We start from the raw sequence: 17,933 nt of genomic DNA on the forward strand, positions 1-17,933 counted from the left end.
TTTGCCCTCTTAACTCTCTACAGATGGGTGTCATCTGTAGAGAGTTAGGAGGAGGCTTCGGCGGACCGGGGCAGTCCGTATGAGGCCGACGGGTCACGATGGCTGGTCATGTAACCCGCTGCAAGCACGCCTCATCGAAACGCTAAGGCCGGAACAGTTTTGATGAGCCATCCGATTCACTCGAAAAACGTAAAATACGGAGCGTTCGGTGCTATCATGGCTACATGATCCTACTGAGCTTCACTGTGCGCAACCATAAGAGCATCCGCGACGAGGTCGCGGTCGATCTCACGCGCCCTACGCTGAAGACTCTCCAGCCGAAGGATGGCGACTGGAGCGCGGCGAGCTACCCGCTCGCTGGGATCTTCGGGGGCAATGCAACCGGCAAGTCCGCAGTTCTGGACGCGTTCCGCTACGCCTTCACCGCGATCAGGCAATCTGCCACCGTGTGGCAGGAGGCGAAGTCCATGCGGCGCGCACCTTTCAAGCTTGACGGGAACTCGCAGACTTCAACGAGCCTCTACGAGCTTGATCTTGTCCACGACGGACGCCGTTACATGTACGGCTTCGAGGTTGATCGGGATGGAATCAAACGCGAGTGGCTACGTGACGTTCCTAGCTCGCGTTGGCGCACCCTGCTGGAGCGCGATCGCGAAGAGAACGTGTTCACGTTCCATCAGCGCCTTGGCTCCAAGATCGAGGTGACGCCCCGAGAACTCGTTCTCAGCCGCGCACTCTTGCTGAGAGACTCAGCAATCCACGCCTTCGCTCATGACCTTGTCGAGAGCTTCGACATCGTTCTAGTGAAGGACTCGCACCGGACGGCTCGTTTGAGGAGCCTCGCGGACTCGCTAGCAGATGGCGACGTGACGTTCGCTGACCTCGAAGCATTGCTTCAAGTTGCGGATATCGGTGTCATGAAGGTTGATATCGAGGAAACAAACATTCCGGAACGGATCCGCCGGGCAGTCCTTCGGTTCGAACGCGACTTGCGCGAAGAGCACGACGAAGACGCTAGCGGCGAAGGCCAGGACGACGGAGACGAAGAGCAAGAGGAACTCGAAGTCGATGAACTCGAACAGGTTGTACGGCGTCTTCTCCTCACTCACCAGGGAACCGCTGACGACTGCCCGCCATTCTCCGTAGAAGAGGAGAGCGATGGAACCATCGCTTGGCTCGCGATCGCAGTACCTGCGCTAGAAGCACTCCGTGGAGGTGGGCTGCTCTTGGTAGATGAGATCGATGCAAGCCTGCACCCACATCTGCTAGAGGTGCTCCTCGGCGCGTTCGCAGACCCACTTGTCAACGCACACCACGCGCAGCTCATCTTCACCAGCCACGAGTCATATGTCCTCTCACCACTAAGCGAGGTCCGCCTGGAACCAGAACAGATCTGGCTTACCGACAAAACTAACGAAGGAGTGACCGAGCTGGCCTGCCTGGCCGACTTCCCCAAGCACCCCGACGCCAACGTTGCAAAGCGCTACCTCACAGGACGATACGGCGGAACCCCGAGGCTCTCGCCGAGCCTGTTCGCCGCTCTCGTTGATACCGGAGAGGTGCAGCAATAGTGGCGGGCAGACAACGTCGACGCCCCACCAGGCCGCATCGGCAACCTGCACGACGCATCCTTGTCGTCACGGAAGGAACCCGCACCGAGCCCCAATATGTTGAGGGATTGAACCGCTACCTGCGAAGTAAGGGCGCTACGGCTATCGTCAAGCCCGTTTCGGTGGGCAAGGACCCGCTGAAAGTCGTGCAGAAGTGCGTTGAGAAGAGGGACGAAGCGGCACAGAACGACAAGGGCTATGACGAGAGCGTGTGTCTGGTCGACGTCGATGAACACCAGACGTTGCCTGCGGCCGTTCAATTAGCTGAACGAGAGGAGATACGGCTTCTGGTTTCGAACCTCAAGTTCGAGGCATGGCTGCGATGGCACGTTGAGGACAAGCGCTCGGTGCTCACCTCGACGCAGCTTGACGATCTTGTTGCCAGGCTCGGTCTCGTCAAAGGCAAGATCCTCTCGCAGTCGTTCCCGTTCCATCAGGTGCACAGCGCAAGTGTTACGGCTCGAGCGATTGATCCTGAGATGCGGCCAGGGCGCAAAGGGCCGAACCCGTCGTCGGCGATGCCGATCCTCGTAGAGCTTATGCAAGGGGCTTGAACCGATGGTAGTGACAGAGAAGTGCTGCCAGAAGTCAACGCGAACAGTTTGGTGCTTGCCTGGCGACGAGCCTCTGCCCATTCATGTCGGTGCGCCAACATGCCCTGGCATCGCAGCGCGAGTATCTTTTTCCATCGCGTCGGACGCGACGTCGATACGAATCTGCGGAAACCACTAGGACTCAAGAGGAAATAATGACAGAAATAACCCACGCGCAGATTGCTGCGTTCGCTGCTGAGCGGATCAATCTGCCCCACACTGACGCGGTCAAGCACCGTAGTCAAGTTAACGGACTCCGAGATCGCCTTGCTGCAAAGATCGCCGCCGATCCTGCATACGGCCTTGTCAAGAGTCTCCATGCCGGGAGCGTTGCAAAGAGCACAGCGCTTAAGAGCGTCAACGATCTTGATCTTGCCGTGTATGTCAAAGCGGCAGAAGCTCCGGAAGACGATTCAGAACTCGTCCCGTGGCTGGCGGATCGTCTCTACGAGGCCACCACGAACATGGATCGTGACCAATTCGAAGAGCAGACACACTGCGTCACGGTTCACTATCGCGGATCTGGCCTCGATGTCGATGTTGTTCCGGTGCTTTACGAAGGCGAAGCCAATGATGTGGGTTATCTCATCAAGAAGCACACTGGAGACAGACTGAAGACGAGTACACGGCTTCACCTCGACTTCATCGCAAACCGGCGCAAGACGTATGGCCTGGAATTTCTGGAACTCATCCGCATAACCAAATGGTGGAAGCGCCAGATCGTCACGCGAACCGATCCCGACTTCAGATTCAAGTCCTTCATGATTGAGCTGATCTGGGCTCATCTCGCAGATGAAGGCGTGCAGCTTACCGATTACCCGAGAGCTCTGGAAACCTTCTTTGAGTGGATTGTGAAAACTGGGCTCGAAGAACGGGTGACATTCACCGACTATACGTCCACGTTCCCGACTCGCGGATCTAATCCCATTGAGATTCTCGATCCCGTGAACCCGGAGAACAACGTCGCGAGCCGGTACGACAACTTCGGACGAGACAAGATTCTCGATGCGGCTGGGTCCGCGTACGACGCTCTCACCGATGCTCGTTTTGCAACGACCAAAGGTCGCGCAGTCGATGACTGGCAAGAACTCCTTGGTCCCACCTTCAAAGGATAGACGCCAATGACCAGTTCCTACTCCACCAGTCAAACGTTTACGCTTACCCATGCCAAGCACCTTGCCTCCAAGGTCGTCAGCGACATGTACCAGTGTCGAAACTTCTATGGTGAGCCCTCCGAAGCACAGATCGTGAACTACCAAGAAGAGCTCATTGTGATGCTTGCCGGTGGGTACGTGAAGGAATACGAGTTCGGATTCAAGAAGAAAGACCAACGCATCATCTCCTGGCAATACCGAGTCAACGCAAGCGGAGACCTGGTCGGCGGCACCGATGATTGCAGCGGCGGAATCTACGCACGAGCCAACGTTGCCGGGGCGATACATTTCAACTTCATGTCGTACACCCCAGCATGGTTTACCCTCACCGCGTCCGAGAAGAGCACAATCAAGGCCAAACACCCCGTTAGTCGAAGTACCGGCGACCTTCCAGGCGACGGCAGCGGATACTGGCACACCGACCGCACATATAGCAGCGCTGGCGTTGCAATCGAACGAAAGACCTTCCGCCCATCATGACCGCCAACAGTGAACTCTTCGGCAACGTCCTCGAATACCCAGATCCGTCAGCTCGAGAGCGCTTTGACGCCCTCGTTGGCATCGACCAGATCAAACAGCGACTCGTGAACGAAGCGAGCGTTCTGATCAACCCCGAGGTGCTCGAATGCTGGAGCGTGAAGCATCACCGGTCCACCCTCAATGCAGTTCATGCCGTCGAGGAGCGCACCCCCCTAATCGTTCTCGCCGGAGACGTCGGAACGGGCAAGACGGAACTCGCCGAATCTGTCGGAGATCCAATCGCCCGCTCCCTGAAACTCCCAATGCTCTCCCTTTACCCACTCAGCCTGAACGCGCGTGGGCGAGGCCTTGTCGGTGAAATGAGCACCCTCATCACCCAAGCTTTCGAGCATGTCAGATCCTCGCTTGGCCAAGCACGCGATAGCAAGGGAAAGGTCCGCAGCGCCGCAATCCTCCTCATCGACGAAGCCGACGCCATCGCTCAATCCCGTGAGCTCGCACAGATGCACCACGAGGATCGTGCTGGCGTCAACGCACTCATCCGTGCCATTGACAGTCTTCGCCGAGACAAACTCCCCGTCCTCACCATCATGTGCACGAACCGATCCGACGCACTCGATCCCGCAATAGCGCGACGCGCGGCTCATGTATTTACCTTCGAACGCCCGTCTGAGGAACAACGAGCGCATGTCCTCACCCAAGCCCTCGCCGGGACAAACATCACCCCAACCACAATCGACGAAGCCGCACGACTGCTTGGATCCAACGCTGAACGAGGATGGGGTGCCACATACTCTGACCTCAGACAACGGTTCGTGCCTGACCTCGTCCTTAACGCCTACGGTAACGACACGCCCATCACTGCAGAGGCCCTTAGCGCAGCTGCAGCGTCGTTCGTTCCCACGCGCCCATTTGGAGCGAACAATGGCTGATCCGCGCGGCCCCGTATTCCTTTCCTACCGCAGAAAACGACTGCGAGAGACAACCGCGCTCGTTCAGACGCTCGGTGACCGAGGTATCCCGAGTTGGCGAGACGTAGACAACCTTCCAAATGAGCCAACCGAGGCAACAATTCGCGCCGTCCTCAATGACGACAAAACCTCCGGTGCGATCCTTTGGCTCACTCCCGACGCGAAAGACAGCCCAATCATTAGGGACGTTGAGGTTCCAGAGGCTGTTCGTCGTTACCGACGCGATAGCAACTTCTGGCTCGTCATCGTTCTTGCCAATCGTCTGAAATACGACGACGTCTCGGACCTCTTTGCCGACACTCTCGGTGTGGAAGACCTTAGCACCTGGAATCTCACCAAGGTGGCTGCGCCGTGGGCTTCGATGAGTGATATCTCCCAGATCGCTAACGCCGCTTTGAAACAAAGGATCAGGAAGATCTCGGAGGCAACGCCGTCGCCACGGGTTGCTCAGGTGGTGGTCCATGCGAAGGGCACGATGGTCGCTCCATCAGGTGTGGACCTAGCGGTCGATTGGACCAGACACTTCAAAGACGCATCCCCGCGCAGCGAAGACTGGACAACTATGTCCGAATCAGCGCACGATATTGCGGCGGCATTAAAGCAGCTCACGGAGCCTGTCACTGATCTGCACCTAATTGGGACCCCGTCCGTTCCGACAGCCATGCTCCTTGGCTCTACCTACTCAGGCAGAGACGGTCGGAGCCCCGCCTGGTTACAACGCCAGCCCGATGGCCACACGACGACACCCTGGAGAGTATCTGACGCCACTGACGCCTCGATCGCAGATCAACGCGGTTGGAAGGCCTCTCGACCCGTATACAGGGATACGTCTGCTAACGCTCTCGCTGTTTGTGTCAACATCAGCGACGATGTATCTGAAGCCTTCGCTCGGAGTCGCTCGGTCTTACCTGCGTGGCGCGCGGTTCTAACAATTGGATCGCCCGCAGGGCGCAACACACGAGCTATGCCAGTTGCCCCGGACGAGGTGGCTTCTCTCGTTCATCTGACCGTTGATGCGATCCGCAACGTTCGTTCTCAGGTGAGTGGCATCGATTCGATCCATATTTTCATTGCAGGGCCAGCAGGCTTCGCCTTCTTGCTCGGAACTGCCATCGCCACGTTACCGCCCATCACAACTTACGAGTACGACACCTCGACCGCGCTATACGTGCCTGCGGCAACATTCACAAGTTAACTGACACTCATGGTTAACCCCGAAGAATCCGCACTACAACCTGTGGGCGTCGATGTGTATGTCATCGCCTATGACGAAGAAGGCAACGAGATGCGATTGCTCCCTTCCGAGGTCACAGGCGAAGTCATGGACCGGTCACGAAGCCTCGGCATCGATAAAGGAACTTGGACCATCGAGCGCATTAAGCATGGACCGCTGGTCGCAGCCGAGTCCCAGCTTCGGCTCGCCAATGTCGGCAGTCTTGGCAGAGCCATCAACGACAACTGCTACGGCACGATGCTTATCGTGGACCGGACAAGCCCTCCCGTCGACGAAGACATCTGGGACATTGAGAAGAGATACGACGTCGACATCAGAGATGAATCGATCGTTGCGGTGATCAAGCAGCGTTACCCGACCCAGCCGGAGAAGAATCCGCAGGAGATTGCGGCCGAGCTGGCGAGCATTGCCGCTGCCTACGAGTGTCACATCACGGAGGTGGAGTTTCTGCTGCCTGACGGTGAAAAGCCAGAAGACAGGCTCGCTCAGTGGAATGGAGATGGCGAGTGGGACAAGCGCTTCCGACAGGAAACCATCGAGACCTTGGCCGTGACCGCGCACGACGTAGTTATCTATGTAGCTACTGATCCTGCCAACGCCATGTCGGTCCTTATGGAAGGTGCCGCCGCGATCGCAGACTTCGTAACGGCAACACAGGACGGGCCGCTCGACGCTACCGACTTGCTAAACCTTCTGCGCGGTGGGCACTTCAAGGCGCTCATCGGGGAGGAAGAGTCCAACTATCTCGAAGTAAAGACTCAGATGCATCAGATCTCTGCCCCCGGCGACACTGGCAAACGAGCAAAGGTTGAGCTCGCACAAGACGTTGCTCGCTTTGCTAACGGAGATGTCGATGCGATCCTCATCATCGGTTACAGGGAAGCGTCTGGCAGCGGAAATGTGATCGGGAGCGTCACACCCGTCGTCGATACTGTATTCAACATTCAGCAGATTCAGGATCTGTTGGATGCACGGATCGTGCCGCCAGTTGATGGTTTGGTAATCGAGAAGTTCCCGGTAACCAACACCGACAGCGTGCTTGCAATCTTTGTCCCCAGGCAATCCAAAGAGATGCAACCATACCTCGTACACGGCGCGATAGTCGAAGGCAAGATTGAGGGCGCGTTTTTCAGTATTGTCCGTCGCCGCGGAGAGGGATCTATTACTACGTCGCCGCAGCAAATACATGCGTACATCGTTGCGGGGAAGCGGTATCTCCGAGGGAGCGACTAGAGGCTTGGACACTGCCTTCGGGAGAACACGCTGTGACACTGACGGTGACCTGAGAGTAGGGACAGCGGTCCTACCTGACAAGGAGGGGAGCTCGCGACCCTTCCATAAACCCCACGTAAACCCCGGCCGAAGGTGCGGAGACCTACCAAGAGCCGGGACCTGATGCAAGCAAACCATGCAATCCATGACCTGAAATGGGGCAGTTTGAGGGGTAGAGATGCCCGGAAAATCAAGGATCTGGGCTGAACCGTCTACCTGGGGGTCAAGGGGTCGCAGGTTCAAATCCTGTCATCCCGACTAGAAAGTCCCGGGAACTCAAGGGTTTCCGGGACTTCGTCGTTTCTGGAGTCTCGGCGTCTCTTGATCGCTTTGGTCATGAGGCAGCTTCAGGCCGTAGTCCGATCAAACGCCGAGAACCTTCGACGTCGATCATCCCGACCTGGCGAGACGTCTGCCTGTTGCGGAAAGCCCTCAAGAACGCGTCTAGCTCCGTCATCTGTCATTGCAGCAGTCTTTCACCACCGAGCTGGCAGGTGAGGCGGAGCAAACGCTCACAGTATAAATCTTTCCCCTGCACAGGCCGGCTATATCGCATCACTATGGAACTCGAGCAACATCGTCTCCCACGTGATAGAGCTAGGGAAACCCATTCTTATGAGCAAAGTCGATGTGCTAACCGGGGTTGGCCGCTGACTGGGCACCCAGATTGCCCGCAAAGCCCTCAATGCCGCCCACCAGGTTGTCACGACCGCCCTCAACCCGGCGAGGACTACGCAGCAGCTCGGCGACCACGGGAACCTTCTGGCCATATGAAAGCGTTGGGGGGGCTGCGGCAAACGACAACGGCAAGGGCAGGGGCATCCCCGTGTACAACAGAAAGTAGGAAATGATGGTTGGAGGCCAGCGGCGGGCACTATCCCGTTCTGCCGGGTTTGCGTCGGGTGCTGTCGCTTTGGCGGCAGTGTTCCTTGCGTCAGGGACACCGATTCCGCTTTACGCGCGGTATCGCGTGGAGTACAACATCACCGACACCGATCTGGCGATCACTACCGTCGCATATCTGGCGGCGACCGCTTTGTCGCTGCTGATGCTTGGGCGTCTGTCGGATCATCTGGGTCGCAAACGGGTCGGGATTGCGGCGGTGCTCATCGCGACCTGCGCGCTAGTGGTTCTGATGAACATGCACACCCTTCCCATCCTGATCCTAGGCAGGTGCTTGCAGGGGGCCGCCTGCGGAATGGCGTCCACCGCCCTCGCGTCGTGGGTGATCGATCTAGCCCCCGCCAGCCCGGGGTGGCTGCCTGCGTTCCTGACCGGGACGGTGCCACCGTTCGCGCTTCCGGTCGGCGCGATGCTTTCCGGCGCACTCGCGGAGTACGGGCCGGCCTCCCGTACGCTGATGTTCCAGCTCACTGCCGCCGTGCTGGTCCTCCTTGCTGTGTTGCTCATGTTCTCGCGGGAGACCGTGGTGCGCCGTGCCGGAGCGATGCGGTCCCTCGTACCACGCGTGCATGTGCCGGAGGGTCGAGGCCGGTTGCTATTCGCGGTGGGTGCGGCGCAGGTTACAACGTGGTCATTCTCCGGGTTCTATCAGGCCTTTTCGCCAGCAATCACCGTCGACCACCTCGGCACCAGCAACCCCCTCGTGATTGCGGTCGTGTTCTCCTCCGTGGTGGTCCTCAGCCCTCTCGGCGGGCTCCTTGCGGGCGGGGCGCGCAAAGCTACTGCGTTGCGGGCAGGTCTTGGCGTGTTTGTCGTGGCGGCGCTGATCGCTGTGCTCGCGTTGCATGTTGGGGTCATCGGCCCGTTCCTTGCTGCTAGCTTCCTGGCGGGAATCGCTCTGGGCGCTGTCAGCGCCGCAGGTCTGGCGACACTGCTGCAGTGCACTGCGGCGGCCGATCGCGCCGGATTGATGGCGACCGTCTATCTCATTTCCTACAGCGGTGCGGCAGTTCCCAGCCTGATCGCCTGCCAGCTCGCCAAGACGGTAGAGGTCTCCGACATCGCCACCGGCTACGCGGTCCTCGTCACCGTCGCCGCGCTCACTGCCGCGCTCACCATCACCCGTCGTCGACCCCGCGGGGAGTCACGCTCCGGAGCTCGCACCCTGGCACTCTCGAAGAGCGGCCGGTCAAACCCCGACCGCTCACAACAGGTAGGAACCCTTGATGTCTGACTCGCCCCTAAATCCGGAACTGACCTCAGCACAGCAGTTACTGGGAGACTTCGCCCCGCAACTGGCGTCACTGAACGTCGATGTTCTGTTCGGGCGGGTCTGGGCGCGCCTGAAACGTCCGCACGCGACCGCAGCCAACAACGAGACAAAGCACAACCTCTAACGCGCGGATTCGTCCTGCGCGAGAAGGACCACGCCGGATGGATGGAACTACCCGAACCTGACCCCGGACTCGGGCCGTACGACGCCGTCACCTAGGTGATGGCCGTCGCGACCTGCACAATCGACGTCATTAAACCCGTCATTCTCGTGTGATCCTGCCCTCATCCACCGCAAGAAAGAAAGAAAGAACAACCATGCCGACATCCTCAGATCTGACACCATCACGAGCAAGACTCGAACAGACCGTCACGAACTACCAGAGCGCCCTCAATGCGCGCGACCCGGAACGGATCGCCGCGCTGTTTGCGCCCGATGCCACCCGTGCCGACCCACACGGGACACCGCCCGTGATCGGGCGATCCGCGATCCGCGCTGCGTGGGAGGAGATCTTCACCAACCTGGGCTCGATCGCGTTCACTGCGCACGCCGCCCACGGAGCAAAAGACACGATCGCTTTTGAGTTCACCTCTGTCACCACCACATCCAACGGTGTGGGCTCGGTGTTCGGTGACTCGGCCGAACCTCACCATGCCGAAGCGCTCGCGATTGTCGCCCAGACCGAAGAGGCCACCGCTGCCCTTCTCGCCCAGCATCTTGGACTAGACGAAAAGGTCGCGGCGACCTTGGCCCGGGTTGTCTCCTCGATTCTGTTCCTCACGATGGCTTCCAGCCAACACATCGACAGCACAGTGGAACAGATTTTGGAAGACATTCGCGTTCAGATCGCTGTGACTCTTCCTCAATGAGCGACGACGAGATCCTGAGCGATCATGCCGCACATCGAGAAGGAGAAGATGTCGATCTTGTCGTAGCCGAGACCCTTCGTGATGAAACGGTGGGCGTCAGCGGCGGCTTCTTCGAGAGTAGTGTTATGCGGGCTGGTCCGCGCCGATGATGACGGCTTTGCCGCGGACACCAGTTGTGCCCAGAGAAGCCAGGGCTTGCACGGTCTGCTCGAATGGGAAGGTGGTTCCGACGACGGGACGGACGACGCCGGCGTCGACAAGTTCGGCAATTTTTCGCAACTGGTCACCAGAGGCGTGCATGAGCAAGAACTCGTAGGAAACGCCGAGTTGGCGTGCAAGGGCGCGAACCTTGCGGCTCATTGCCGTGATCGCCAGCCGCAGCGCCGGACTCAAGCCAGCGGCCTTCGCGAAAGTGGGGGTGGGAGGCCTGGAAATCCCGACTGCCTTGCCGCCACTCTCCAGAACCTTGAGCGACTTGATGAGGTTGTCACCACCGAGAGGATCGAGGACAAAATCGTAGCCAGATAACTCGGCCTCGAAGTCCTGCGTGCGGTAATCGATAACCACGTCGGCACTGAGTTCGCGGACGAAGTCCGCGTTCTTGCCCGAAACGGTTGTTGCAACCTCGGCTCCGAGGCACTTGGCGAGTTGGATCGCGATCGATCCGACTCCGCCCGCACCAGCGTGAATGAGGACCTTCTGGCCTGCTTGCACGTTGCCCTTCTCCACTAATGCCTGCCAAGCGGTCAGTGCCACTAGCGGCAGAGACGCTGCCTCGACGGTACTGATCGACATCGGCGCGAGAGCCACGTCTGCCCGATCAACAGCGATCCGTTCGTCGAGGTGGTACAGCCCGGCGGCCTCCACTCGGATCAAGACGTCTTGGTCTCCGAGCGTCGGCTCGGGGATATTGGCCTCGTGGACGGGCTGCTTGTACTTGTCAAACACGAATGCTCGCATGGTTATTCTCCTTGAATCTGAGTGGAATCTCGTTCGGGCCCACAGGGGCGCAAACGATCGACGTCGTCCTCACGCTCATCGAACCGGTCGTAGCCTGTATTCGCGAGCATCCCGAGAACGGACGTACATACCTCCACGAACTCGTCTTCGGCGACCCACGTGAACCCCACCATCACGACGGCCTCACACTGTCACTGCGACTAGAGGACGGCATCACGAGCATCCTGACGCTCGATCCCGCACAGTCCACGCGGCATAACCACATGTGGCGTGAGTCTCGAATATTGAGAACTCCTACTTTCCGAGTCGGTTAGTAGATATTCTTCCGGCATGGCAACTACAGCAAACTGCATCGCCCCGATTGTGCACAGCACAACCATGGGTGCAATTTCCTGTTGCCAGATTCCACGTGTTCGTCCTTGTATGTGACGGCGGCTTCGCTTCACGGCATATCTCGCGAAGCCGCGATAAACAAAACGCTTCTGCCACCTAGGCTTTCGGCACATGTGACATCGACCCTCGGATAAGACCGGTAGCCCTACCTCATCTTCCACGCACTCCAAATCTGCCTAAGGACTCACCATGTCTGTACCCAGAATTCGCCTCGTCTTGGCACTCGCTGCCGTTACCGCATTCGGAGTTGGCGCTTGCGCACCCTCCTCAAGCTCAGGTCTAGATGCCACCTCTTCTGCTGGCAGTGACACCGTCGACGACGTCACCATCGCGTTACCTGGTTCTTTATCCACCCTAGATGTGGCCCAAGAAGCAGGGAGTCTCAACTACCAGATCGCAACAATCACGAGCGAGGGATTGTTGGGTGTAAACGCTGACGGAGAGTTGGTGCCGGCCTTAGCTGAGGCATGGTCGCAACCCGATGCGACCACCTATGTGTTCTCTATTCGCCAAGACGCGAAGTTCACCGATGGCACACCAGTTACGGTTGACGACATCCTGTTCTCCATCGATCTCGCTCGCGACCCTGATCGCTCACCGTCCACGTCGATCTATTGGCCCGAAGGGCTTACCGTCGAGCAAACGGGCGATTGGGAAATTACCTTCACGCTTGCCGAAGCAAATGTTGCCTTTGCGTGGACTCCAACTGCTGTGGGCGGTTTGTGGGTTACTTCCCGCAGCTTCTATGAAAACGCCGGTACCTATGGTTCGTCAGCAGACCTCATCTTGGGTACAGGAGCCTACGAAGTGGTCGAATTCCAACCTGATTCACATGTCACTTTCCGCGCAGTGGATACGTGGTGGGGAGGTACTCCAGATGTCAAGGAGATCGACGTCGAGTTCATCCCAGATGAGAACACCCGGCTTCTCGCCCAACAATCCGGTGAGACTGACATCTCGCTCGGAATATCGCTTGATCAGAGTGAGCACTGGGATTCGATTGCCGGTTCTTCCGTAGAGTACGTCTCAGATCGCTCCTATGTGGGACTAACGTTCGATGCATCGGTTGAGCCGTTTGATGATATCCACGTCCGCAAAGCAGTTGCGCACGCCTTGGATCGCGAATCGATAGTCAGCACGGTGCTCCATGGAAAAGGTGAGGTTGCCACGGGTCTCTCAAGCCCTGCTCAACTTGGCTCGAGCATCGGCGAGGATAAGGCACGCGAGCTCCTGTCATCACTCACAACCTTCGATTTTGATCTCACCGCAGCGAAAGCCGAACTCGCCCAATCAAAGGTTCCGAACGGCTTCGATCTTGAGCTCACTTACCCGAACTCAGGGCCGCAGTTGGGACAAGCGGCACTGACATTGGCAGACAACCTCTCAGAGCTTGGTATCAATCTTGAAGTCACAGAAGTTCCTATCGAGGAATGGATATCCAAGGTTGGAACAGGCGATTACGGTCTTTACTACATGTGGTACCTACCCACCACGGGTGATCCGGGCGAGATACCCGGCTGGTTGCTCAATCCTGGTAATCCCGCTCAGTACGAAAACGATGAGGTCTTCTCACACATGGCTTCGTCCTCAACTGATCTCAATGATCTGACACGTGCGGAATCGATTATTGCGGCAAATGAGATCGCGCAAGCTGATGTTGCCTACGCGCCGGCGTGGTGGGGAGTATCGGCCACAGCTTTCACCGATAACCTAGCGCCGCAGAATTACACTGCCTATTTCTTCATGACTCCATGGGCAGCCTCACTGACATCCATCGGATAGGCCGCTGTAGTGCGTTACCTCTTGACTCGCCTTGGCCAAGCAGTTGGTGTGCTTCTGGCGTTGTCCTTCTTAGTATTTTCGCTTCTGTATCTAGCACCCGGTGACCTTGCGAAGAATCTTATTGGCACTCGGAAGGCAACCCCAGAAGCTCTCGCTGCCATCAGCCAGAAGTATCACCTCGATGAGCCTTTCTTTGCCCAGTACTGGAGGTGGCTGCAGGGGGTGCTCCACGGGGACTTTGGGGACTCCATTCGCTCGGGTGTTCCCGTAGCAGATGTCTTGGGGCAGCGCATACCTGTAACCATCTCGCTCACCGTGATCGCTTTTGCCTTCGCGGTGGGTATCGGGATTCCTCTGGGCTTCATTGCCGCGCACCGGATCGGATCTTTGACAGATCGAACAATCGTTGGCGTGGCACTAGTGGGAGTGAGCGCTCCAAGCTTCGCATTGGCACTCGTGTTCCTCTACTTGTTCTCGGTGATGCTTGATTGGTTCCCGGTGTACGGAATGGGAGACGGATTCTGGGATCAGATGTGGCACTTGGTTCTGCCATCTTTGGCGATTGCGGTGGGCACTGCCGCCATGATCATTAAAGTCACACGCACATCCGTTGCGCGAGAAGTTGGCCAAGACTACGTCATGTTTGCCACGTCTCGCGGGATCGGAAGGCAGCGTATTGCGGGCCTCTACATGAAGAATGCCGCAATACCAATCATCACATCGTCAGGCCTCATACTGGCTTCGCTTTTCGGATCTACGGTTCTCATTGAGACGACGTTCGCACTTCCTGGAATTGGCCAACTGCTGGCCGACTCCATCACATTCAAGGACGTACCCGTAGTGCAAGCGGTCACTATGTTGGTTGCGGTTGTCATAGTAACGGCGATGTTCTTGGTTGACCTCGCGGCTGCGGTGCTCAATCCTGCACTGCGCACCCATTCGCGCTCGCAAGAGGTGATTGCGTCATGAGTCGACGACGCCGTGTTCCATTGTCCGTTGCACTCAGCTGGGCATTCATTGCGATCTTCATTGTGTGGATTGTTTTTGGGGGAGTTCTTGCCCCACATGCTCTTCGGCAGGACCTTAGCGTTGGCGTGACCCCAGCGGGCAGTTTGCCACATATCTTTGGAACAGATGCACTTGGCCGTGATGTCTGGCAGTTATCTATTGCCGGCGCCCGTTCGGCTCTTATCGGCCCAGTAGTTATCGCTGCAGGCTCTATGGTGATTGGAATTATCGGTGGTCTGACTTCGGCATACTGGGGTGGCCTCTGGGACGCCATGGTCTCCCGCTTGTCTGAGATCCTCTTGGCACTGCCGGTCATGCTGCTTGCTATCGTCATCGCCGGCATTGCCGGAGGAGGTTACTGGCTCACTGTTGTGGTACTGATCATCTTGTTCTCGCCGTCTGACGTACGCATGGTTAGGTCCGCGGCACTACAACAACTCCCCAAGCCTTACCTTGAGTCAGCACGGGTGCTCCGTTTGCCCACATGGCAGATCCTCGCCAAACACCTGCTTCCTAACGTTTTCCCCATCGTGTGGGCTAGCTTCTTCGTCAACATCGCATTTGCCTTGGTCTCGCTCTCCTCGCTGTCATTCTTGGGTCTGGGCGTCTCTCCACAAGATGCTGATTGGGGCAGGCAGCTCTCGGATGCGCGCTCCCTACTTTTCAGCAATCCGGCTGCAGCGCTCGTTCCTGGCATCTTGATCATCGTGGCCGCGGTGTCGATCAACTTGGCAGGGGACTGGTGGGCTGAACACTTGGAACACCGCGAGCTTGAGGAGGCAGAAGCGTGACTCACGCACTTATCACCACAGACGTTGGCGTGCGCACCGGACAGGGCCGGGCGATCGTTCAAGATATCACGCTAGCCGTTAGCTCAGGGGAAACCCTCGTGGTTGTCGGAGAATCTGGCGCAGGCAAATCCATGCTGGCAAAGGCACTGACTGGGTTGCTACCACGGGAATTTACTGCAACTGGCACTGTGCAGATTGGAACCACGCAACTTGACCTATCCGCCGGTACGCACCAGTTCGCACGGCTGCGCGGCCACGAGATTGTGTGGCTTCCCCAAGATCCATTCACATCCTTTTCACCGACTCACCGCCTTTCTAAGCAGATCCTTGCACAGCAACCACACAGGAGACGCGACGCGACTGCCGCAACGATTGATCATCTCGGTGACGTTGGTTTGCCGCACTGGGCAGCGCGGGCATATCCGCACCAGCTCTCCGGCGGCATGCTCCAGCGAGCTGCTATTGCCGCAGCGCTCGATCCCAAGCCCTCCATTCTCATTGCCGATGAACCAACCACAGCCCTTGATGTCACCACTCAACGGGAGATACTCGACCTTCTCAACACCCTGTGCCATGCCCACGGCATGGCACTGATACTCATCACACACGATCTTGGGATCGCACGTGATTATGGCGACGACGTCGTCGTTATGAAAGAGGGCAATATCGTAGAGGCCGGATCGGTGTCCGAAGTTCTTTCGTCTCCCAAGTCTGTGTATACCCGAGCACTACTTGCGTCCGAACCAAGTGTGGTGGGGCCAAGCCCGCGCCCGATTCCGCGTGCAAAGGAAGAGATTGCTCCGATTAGGCTCAGCGTTTCGGACGCAGTCAAAGAATTTGGTCACGTCAGGGCTCTGGACCACGTCAGTCTAGAGCTACGGCACGGCGAGGCCGTTGGTGTAGTGGGGGAGTCGGGATCAGGAAAAAGCACATTGGCTCGTGCGATCGTTGGGCTGGAATCTCTAGACAGCGGAAGTGTAGACCTCCAGTTACCTCCACAACCAGGCAGATTTGCCAAGCCCAGTTCACGGGCCGCATGGACCCAGCACCAACGCAGGGCCGTTCAGATCGTTTTCCAGAATCCGTATTCTGCTCTGAATCCCGCCATTTCTGTGGGCAACACGATTCGTGAAGCCTTGGTGGCGTCGGGCCTCGATCCAGAAGGCGTCTCAACCTTGCTGGATCAGGTGGGGTTGCCGCGGGCCTACAGTCAACGCTATCCCGCTCACCTCTCGGGTGGTGAACGTCAACGAGTGGCGATTGCTCGAGCGCTCGCACCCAATCCCAACATATTGATTTGCGACGAGGCAGTTTCAGCACTGGATGTCTCCGTGCAAGATCAGATACTGACCTTGTTATCCGGGCTTCAAAAGGAACTCGGCCTCACGCTCTTGTTCATAACTCACGACTTGGCAGCGGTTCGTCAGGTCACTGACCGGTTAGTTGTCATGAAACACGGCCAGATCGTGGATAGCGGTTCAACTGAGAGTCTGTTGACCGCACCGAGCCACCCGTACACATCGAGCCTCTTGGCTGCCGTTCCAGGAAGCCGTGTGAGCGTATGAGCGGAGTTGAACTTAAGCCTGGATCAGGACTTTATGATGAGCTTTGCGCGCAAGGGGTGCCTCCGGACAAGGCACGACTTTGGGCAAGTGCCGGCGGTGCGCAGATCCTTCATCTGGCCGCGCACGAAGAGAACTTCTTGTGGGAAGTTCATCGGCGCGGAACCAAGCAGCTGTGCATCATCGATTTCTTTGGGCACGATCTCCCACAGATACAGGCGCTGATGCGCCAAGAGATCAAACGGGCACGCGCGTTGGGTGCAACCTTAGTTAAAGCCCGGCTCCCAGATTCAGCACTGACAGGTCTCGGATTCTCGAGAATGGCGTTACCGGTGGATGGGGACGCAGTATCAACCACACACCCTGAGCAACCTCTGCCACAGATAAAATGGCTCGAACACGTGCCTCTGCGTGCAGCTCCCCGGTACCTATATCAGCGCACCCCGTTCACCTGCGGACCGGCGTGCCTCCTCATGGGCACAGATGTGGGCGACTCGTTCGCTTGCGAAATCGATGTGTGGCGGGATGCAACCTACGGAATCGGCACAGATCCTTATGGATTGGGCGCTGCGCTGGCAATGCGCGCAATACCAACAGAAGTCTGGGTATCGCGGCCGGGTTTGCTTCTCCACGAACAAGGTTCAGGTTCGTTTACGGAGGGAGCTTCTCGCGAGGCGATTCATGCCCACAATCTGGGGCGTGCCGTGGAGGCGGGTGCGAGCGTTCGCATAGAACCTTTCACAGTTGCGGATATCCGAACCTATGTTGCGGAGCACGGTCCAGTGGCGCTGCTTATTGATGAGCAGATCTTGAACGCCGAGACTGCTGCGCATTGGATTCTGGTGTGGGCAGTTACTGCGGACGCGGTCATCGTTCACGATCCATGGATTGATTCCGAACTCGGGGAAACGTGGATCGAAACCTCAACGATGCCGGTTTCGGATGACGAACTTCAAGCGATGGCCGTTTGGGGAGATGACCATGTGATGGCCATGGTGACTGTGGGGACCCGCTCCTAACTTAAGCGGACCGGATCCCCACCGGCTTCTGGGCTCGCGGTAAGTTCTAGCGCGCCGCC

The 17,933-nt window shown here is 57.9% G+C and carries 19 protein-coding genes; 17 read left to right on the forward strand and 2 right to left on the reverse strand.

What is annotated here, in order from left to right; all coding sequences use genetic code 11:
- The first annotated feature begins 224 nt into the window (after nt 1–224).
- The 7 genes from H2O17_RS06300 (at nt 225) to H2O17_RS06330 (ending at nt 7,275) form a co-directional block, all read left to right on the forward strand.
- A complete protein-coding gene (locus H2O17_RS06300) occupies nt 225–1,571 on the forward strand; it encodes an AAA family ATPase (RefSeq protein ID WP_182048914.1) in 1,347 nt (448 codons plus the stop codon).
- Entirely contained in the window at nt 1,571–2,164 is a 594-nt protein-coding gene (locus H2O17_RS06305; RefSeq protein WP_182048915.1) for an RloB family protein, read from the forward strand. The genes H2O17_RS06300 and H2O17_RS06305 overlap by 1 nt, the downstream gene beginning before the upstream one ends.
- Nucleotides 2,165–2,358: 194 nt before the next feature.
- Nucleotides 2,359–3,318, forward strand: coding sequence for a CBASS oligonucleotide cyclase (locus tag H2O17_RS06310; protein WP_182048916.1), 960 nt, complete (start codon nt 2,359–2,361; stop codon nt 3,316–3,318).
- A gap of 6 nt (nt 3,319–3,324) precedes the next feature.
- The gene (locus tag H2O17_RS06315) at nt 3,325–3,837 is read left to right on the forward strand and encodes an HORMA-1 domain-containing protein (protein ID WP_182048917.1); all 513 of its coding nucleotides are present in this window, start codon (nt 3,325–3,327) and stop codon (nt 3,835–3,837) included.
- Nucleotides 3,834–4,769 (forward strand): ATP-binding protein, encoded by a 936-nt coding sequence (locus tag H2O17_RS06320; protein ID WP_182048918.1) that lies wholly within the window; start codon nt 3,834–3,836, stop codon nt 4,767–4,769. Before H2O17_RS06315 ends, H2O17_RS06320 begins: the two co-directional genes overlap by 4 nt.
- Nucleotides 4,762–6,003: an SAVED domain-containing protein gene (locus tag H2O17_RS06325; protein ID WP_182048919.1), complete on the forward strand. Its 1,242-nt coding sequence runs from the start codon at nt 4,762–4,764 to the stop codon at nt 6,001–6,003. Before H2O17_RS06320 ends, H2O17_RS06325 begins: the two co-directional genes overlap by 8 nt.
- Before the next feature lie 9 nt (nt 6,004–6,012).
- Complete coding sequence (locus H2O17_RS06330; RefSeq protein WP_182048920.1) at nt 6,013–7,275, forward strand: hypothetical protein; 1,263 nt, start codon at nt 6,013–6,015, stop codon at nt 7,273–7,275.
- A 672-nt stretch (nt 7,276–7,947) separates the two neighbouring features.
- On the opposite strand, the gene H2O17_RS06335 is transcribed toward H2O17_RS06330, so the two are convergent.
- Nucleotides 7,948–8,136, reverse strand: coding sequence for a hypothetical protein (locus H2O17_RS06335; protein ID WP_182048921.1), 189 nt, complete (start codon nt 8,134–8,136; stop codon nt 7,948–7,950).
- Nucleotides 8,137–8,161: 25 nt separating this feature from the next.
- On the opposite strand from H2O17_RS06335, the gene H2O17_RS06340 reads away from it, so the two are divergent.
- The 4 genes from H2O17_RS06340 to H2O17_RS06355 all read left to right on the forward strand — a co-directional run bounded on the left by H2O17_RS06340 (nt 8,162) and on the right by H2O17_RS06355 (nt 10,508).
- Nucleotides 8,162–9,451 (forward strand): MFS transporter, encoded by a 1,290-nt coding sequence (locus H2O17_RS06340; RefSeq protein ID WP_220456729.1) that lies wholly within the window; start codon nt 8,162–8,164, stop codon nt 9,449–9,451.
- Nucleotides 9,444–9,614 carry a hypothetical protein gene (locus tag H2O17_RS06345; RefSeq protein WP_182048922.1) on the forward strand — a complete coding sequence of 57 codons (171 nt, stop codon included), beginning with the start codon at nt 9,444–9,446 and terminating at the stop codon, nt 9,612–9,614. Before H2O17_RS06340 ends, H2O17_RS06345 begins: the two co-directional genes overlap by 8 nt.
- Before the next feature lie 193 nt (nt 9,615–9,807).
- Complete coding sequence (locus tag H2O17_RS06350; protein WP_182048923.1) at nt 9,808–10,359, forward strand: YybH family protein; 552 nt, start codon at nt 9,808–9,810, stop codon at nt 10,357–10,359.
- Nucleotides 10,356–10,508, forward strand: coding sequence for a hypothetical protein (locus tag H2O17_RS06355; RefSeq protein WP_182048924.1), 153 nt, complete (start codon nt 10,356–10,358; stop codon nt 10,506–10,508). Before H2O17_RS06350 ends, H2O17_RS06355 begins: the two co-directional genes overlap by 4 nt.
- On the opposite strand, the gene H2O17_RS06360 is transcribed toward H2O17_RS06355, so the two are convergent.
- Nucleotides 10,483–11,319 carry an NADP-dependent oxidoreductase gene (locus H2O17_RS06360; RefSeq protein WP_182048925.1) on the reverse strand — a complete coding sequence of 279 codons (837 nt, stop codon included), beginning with the start codon at nt 11,317–11,319 and terminating at the stop codon, nt 10,483–10,485. The two genes, H2O17_RS06355 and H2O17_RS06360, sit on opposite strands and share 26 nt — an antisense overlap.
- An 11-nt stretch (nt 11,320–11,330) precedes the next feature.
- Between H2O17_RS06360 and H2O17_RS06365 the strand changes: the two genes are divergently transcribed.
- The 6 genes from H2O17_RS06365 to H2O17_RS06390 all read left to right on the forward strand — a co-directional run bounded on the left by H2O17_RS06365 (nt 11,331) and on the right by H2O17_RS06390 (nt 17,874).
- Entirely contained in the window at nt 11,331–11,633 is a 303-nt protein-coding gene (locus H2O17_RS06365) for a hypothetical protein (RefSeq protein ID WP_182048926.1), read from the forward strand.
- A gap of 268 nt (nt 11,634–11,901) precedes the next feature.
- Nucleotides 11,902–13,494: an ABC transporter substrate-binding protein gene (locus H2O17_RS06370; protein WP_182048927.1), complete on the forward strand. Its 1,593-nt coding sequence runs from the start codon at nt 11,902–11,904 to the stop codon at nt 13,492–13,494.
- 9 nt (nt 13,495–13,503) lie between these two features.
- On the forward strand, nt 13,504–14,463 hold the full coding sequence (locus tag H2O17_RS06375; protein ID WP_182048928.1) for an ABC transporter permease: 960 nt from the start codon (nt 13,504–13,506) through the stop codon (nt 14,461–14,463).
- Nucleotides 14,460–15,293, forward strand: coding sequence for an ABC transporter permease (locus H2O17_RS06380; RefSeq protein ID WP_182048929.1), 834 nt, complete (start codon nt 14,460–14,462; stop codon nt 15,291–15,293). The genes H2O17_RS06375 and H2O17_RS06380 overlap by 4 nt, the downstream gene beginning before the upstream one ends.
- Entirely contained in the window at nt 15,290–16,858 is a 1,569-nt protein-coding gene (locus tag H2O17_RS06385; protein WP_246311171.1) for an ATP-binding cassette domain-containing protein, read from the forward strand. Before H2O17_RS06380 ends, H2O17_RS06385 begins: the two co-directional genes overlap by 4 nt.
- Complete coding sequence (locus tag H2O17_RS06390; RefSeq protein ID WP_182048930.1) at nt 16,855–17,874, forward strand: peptidase C39 family protein; 1,020 nt, start codon at nt 16,855–16,857, stop codon at nt 17,872–17,874. The genes H2O17_RS06385 and H2O17_RS06390 overlap by 4 nt, the downstream gene beginning before the upstream one ends.
- Nucleotides 17,875–17,933: the final 59 nt, after the last annotated feature.

Origin of the sequence: Changpingibacter yushuensis, assembly GCF_014041995.1 — a bacterium.
Classification (GTDB): domain Bacteria; phylum Actinomycetota; class Actinomycetes; order Actinomycetales; family Actinomycetaceae; genus Changpingibacter; species Changpingibacter yushuensis.

Coding starts and splice junctions, on each gene's coding strand:
- H2O17_RS06360 (WP_182048925.1), bottom strand. CDS start 11,319: ATGCGAGCATTCGTGTTTGACAAGTACAAGCAGCCCGTCCACGAGGCC.
- H2O17_RS06350 (WP_182048923.1), top strand. CDS start 9,808: ATGCCGACATCCTCAGATCTGACACCATCACGAGCAAGACTCGAACAG.
- H2O17_RS06380 (WP_182048929.1), top strand. CDS start 14,460: ATGAGTCGACGACGCCGTGTTCCATTGTCCGTTGCACTCAGCTGGGCA.
- H2O17_RS06300 (WP_182048914.1), top strand. CDS start 225: ATGATCCTACTGAGCTTCACTGTGCGCAACCATAAGAGCATCCGCGAC.
- H2O17_RS06325 (WP_182048919.1), top strand. CDS start 4,762: ATGGCTGATCCGCGCGGCCCCGTATTCCTTTCCTACCGCAGAAAACGA.
- H2O17_RS06355 (WP_182048924.1), top strand. CDS start 10,356: ATGAGCGACGACGAGATCCTGAGCGATCATGCCGCACATCGAGAAGGA.
- H2O17_RS06340 (WP_220456729.1), top strand. CDS start 8,162: ATGATGGTTGGAGGCCAGCGGCGGGCACTATCCCGTTCTGCCGGGTTT.
- H2O17_RS06310 (WP_182048916.1), top strand. CDS start 2,359: ATGACAGAAATAACCCACGCGCAGATTGCTGCGTTCGCTGCTGAGCGG.
- H2O17_RS06330 (WP_182048920.1), top strand. CDS start 6,013: ATGGTTAACCCCGAAGAATCCGCACTACAACCTGTGGGCGTCGATGTG.
- H2O17_RS06320 (WP_182048918.1), top strand. CDS start 3,834: ATGACCGCCAACAGTGAACTCTTCGGCAACGTCCTCGAATACCCAGAT.
- H2O17_RS06335 (WP_182048921.1), bottom strand. CDS start 8,136: ATGCCCCTGCCCTTGCCGTTGTCGTTTGCCGCAGCCCCCCCAACGCTT.
- H2O17_RS06315 (WP_182048917.1), top strand. CDS start 3,325: ATGACCAGTTCCTACTCCACCAGTCAAACGTTTACGCTTACCCATGCC.
- H2O17_RS06390 (WP_182048930.1), top strand. CDS start 16,855: ATGAGCGGAGTTGAACTTAAGCCTGGATCAGGACTTTATGATGAGCTT.
- H2O17_RS06370 (WP_182048927.1), top strand. CDS start 11,902: ATGTCTGTACCCAGAATTCGCCTCGTCTTGGCACTCGCTGCCGTTACC.
- H2O17_RS06345 (WP_182048922.1), top strand. CDS start 9,444: ATGTCTGACTCGCCCCTAAATCCGGAACTGACCTCAGCACAGCAGTTA.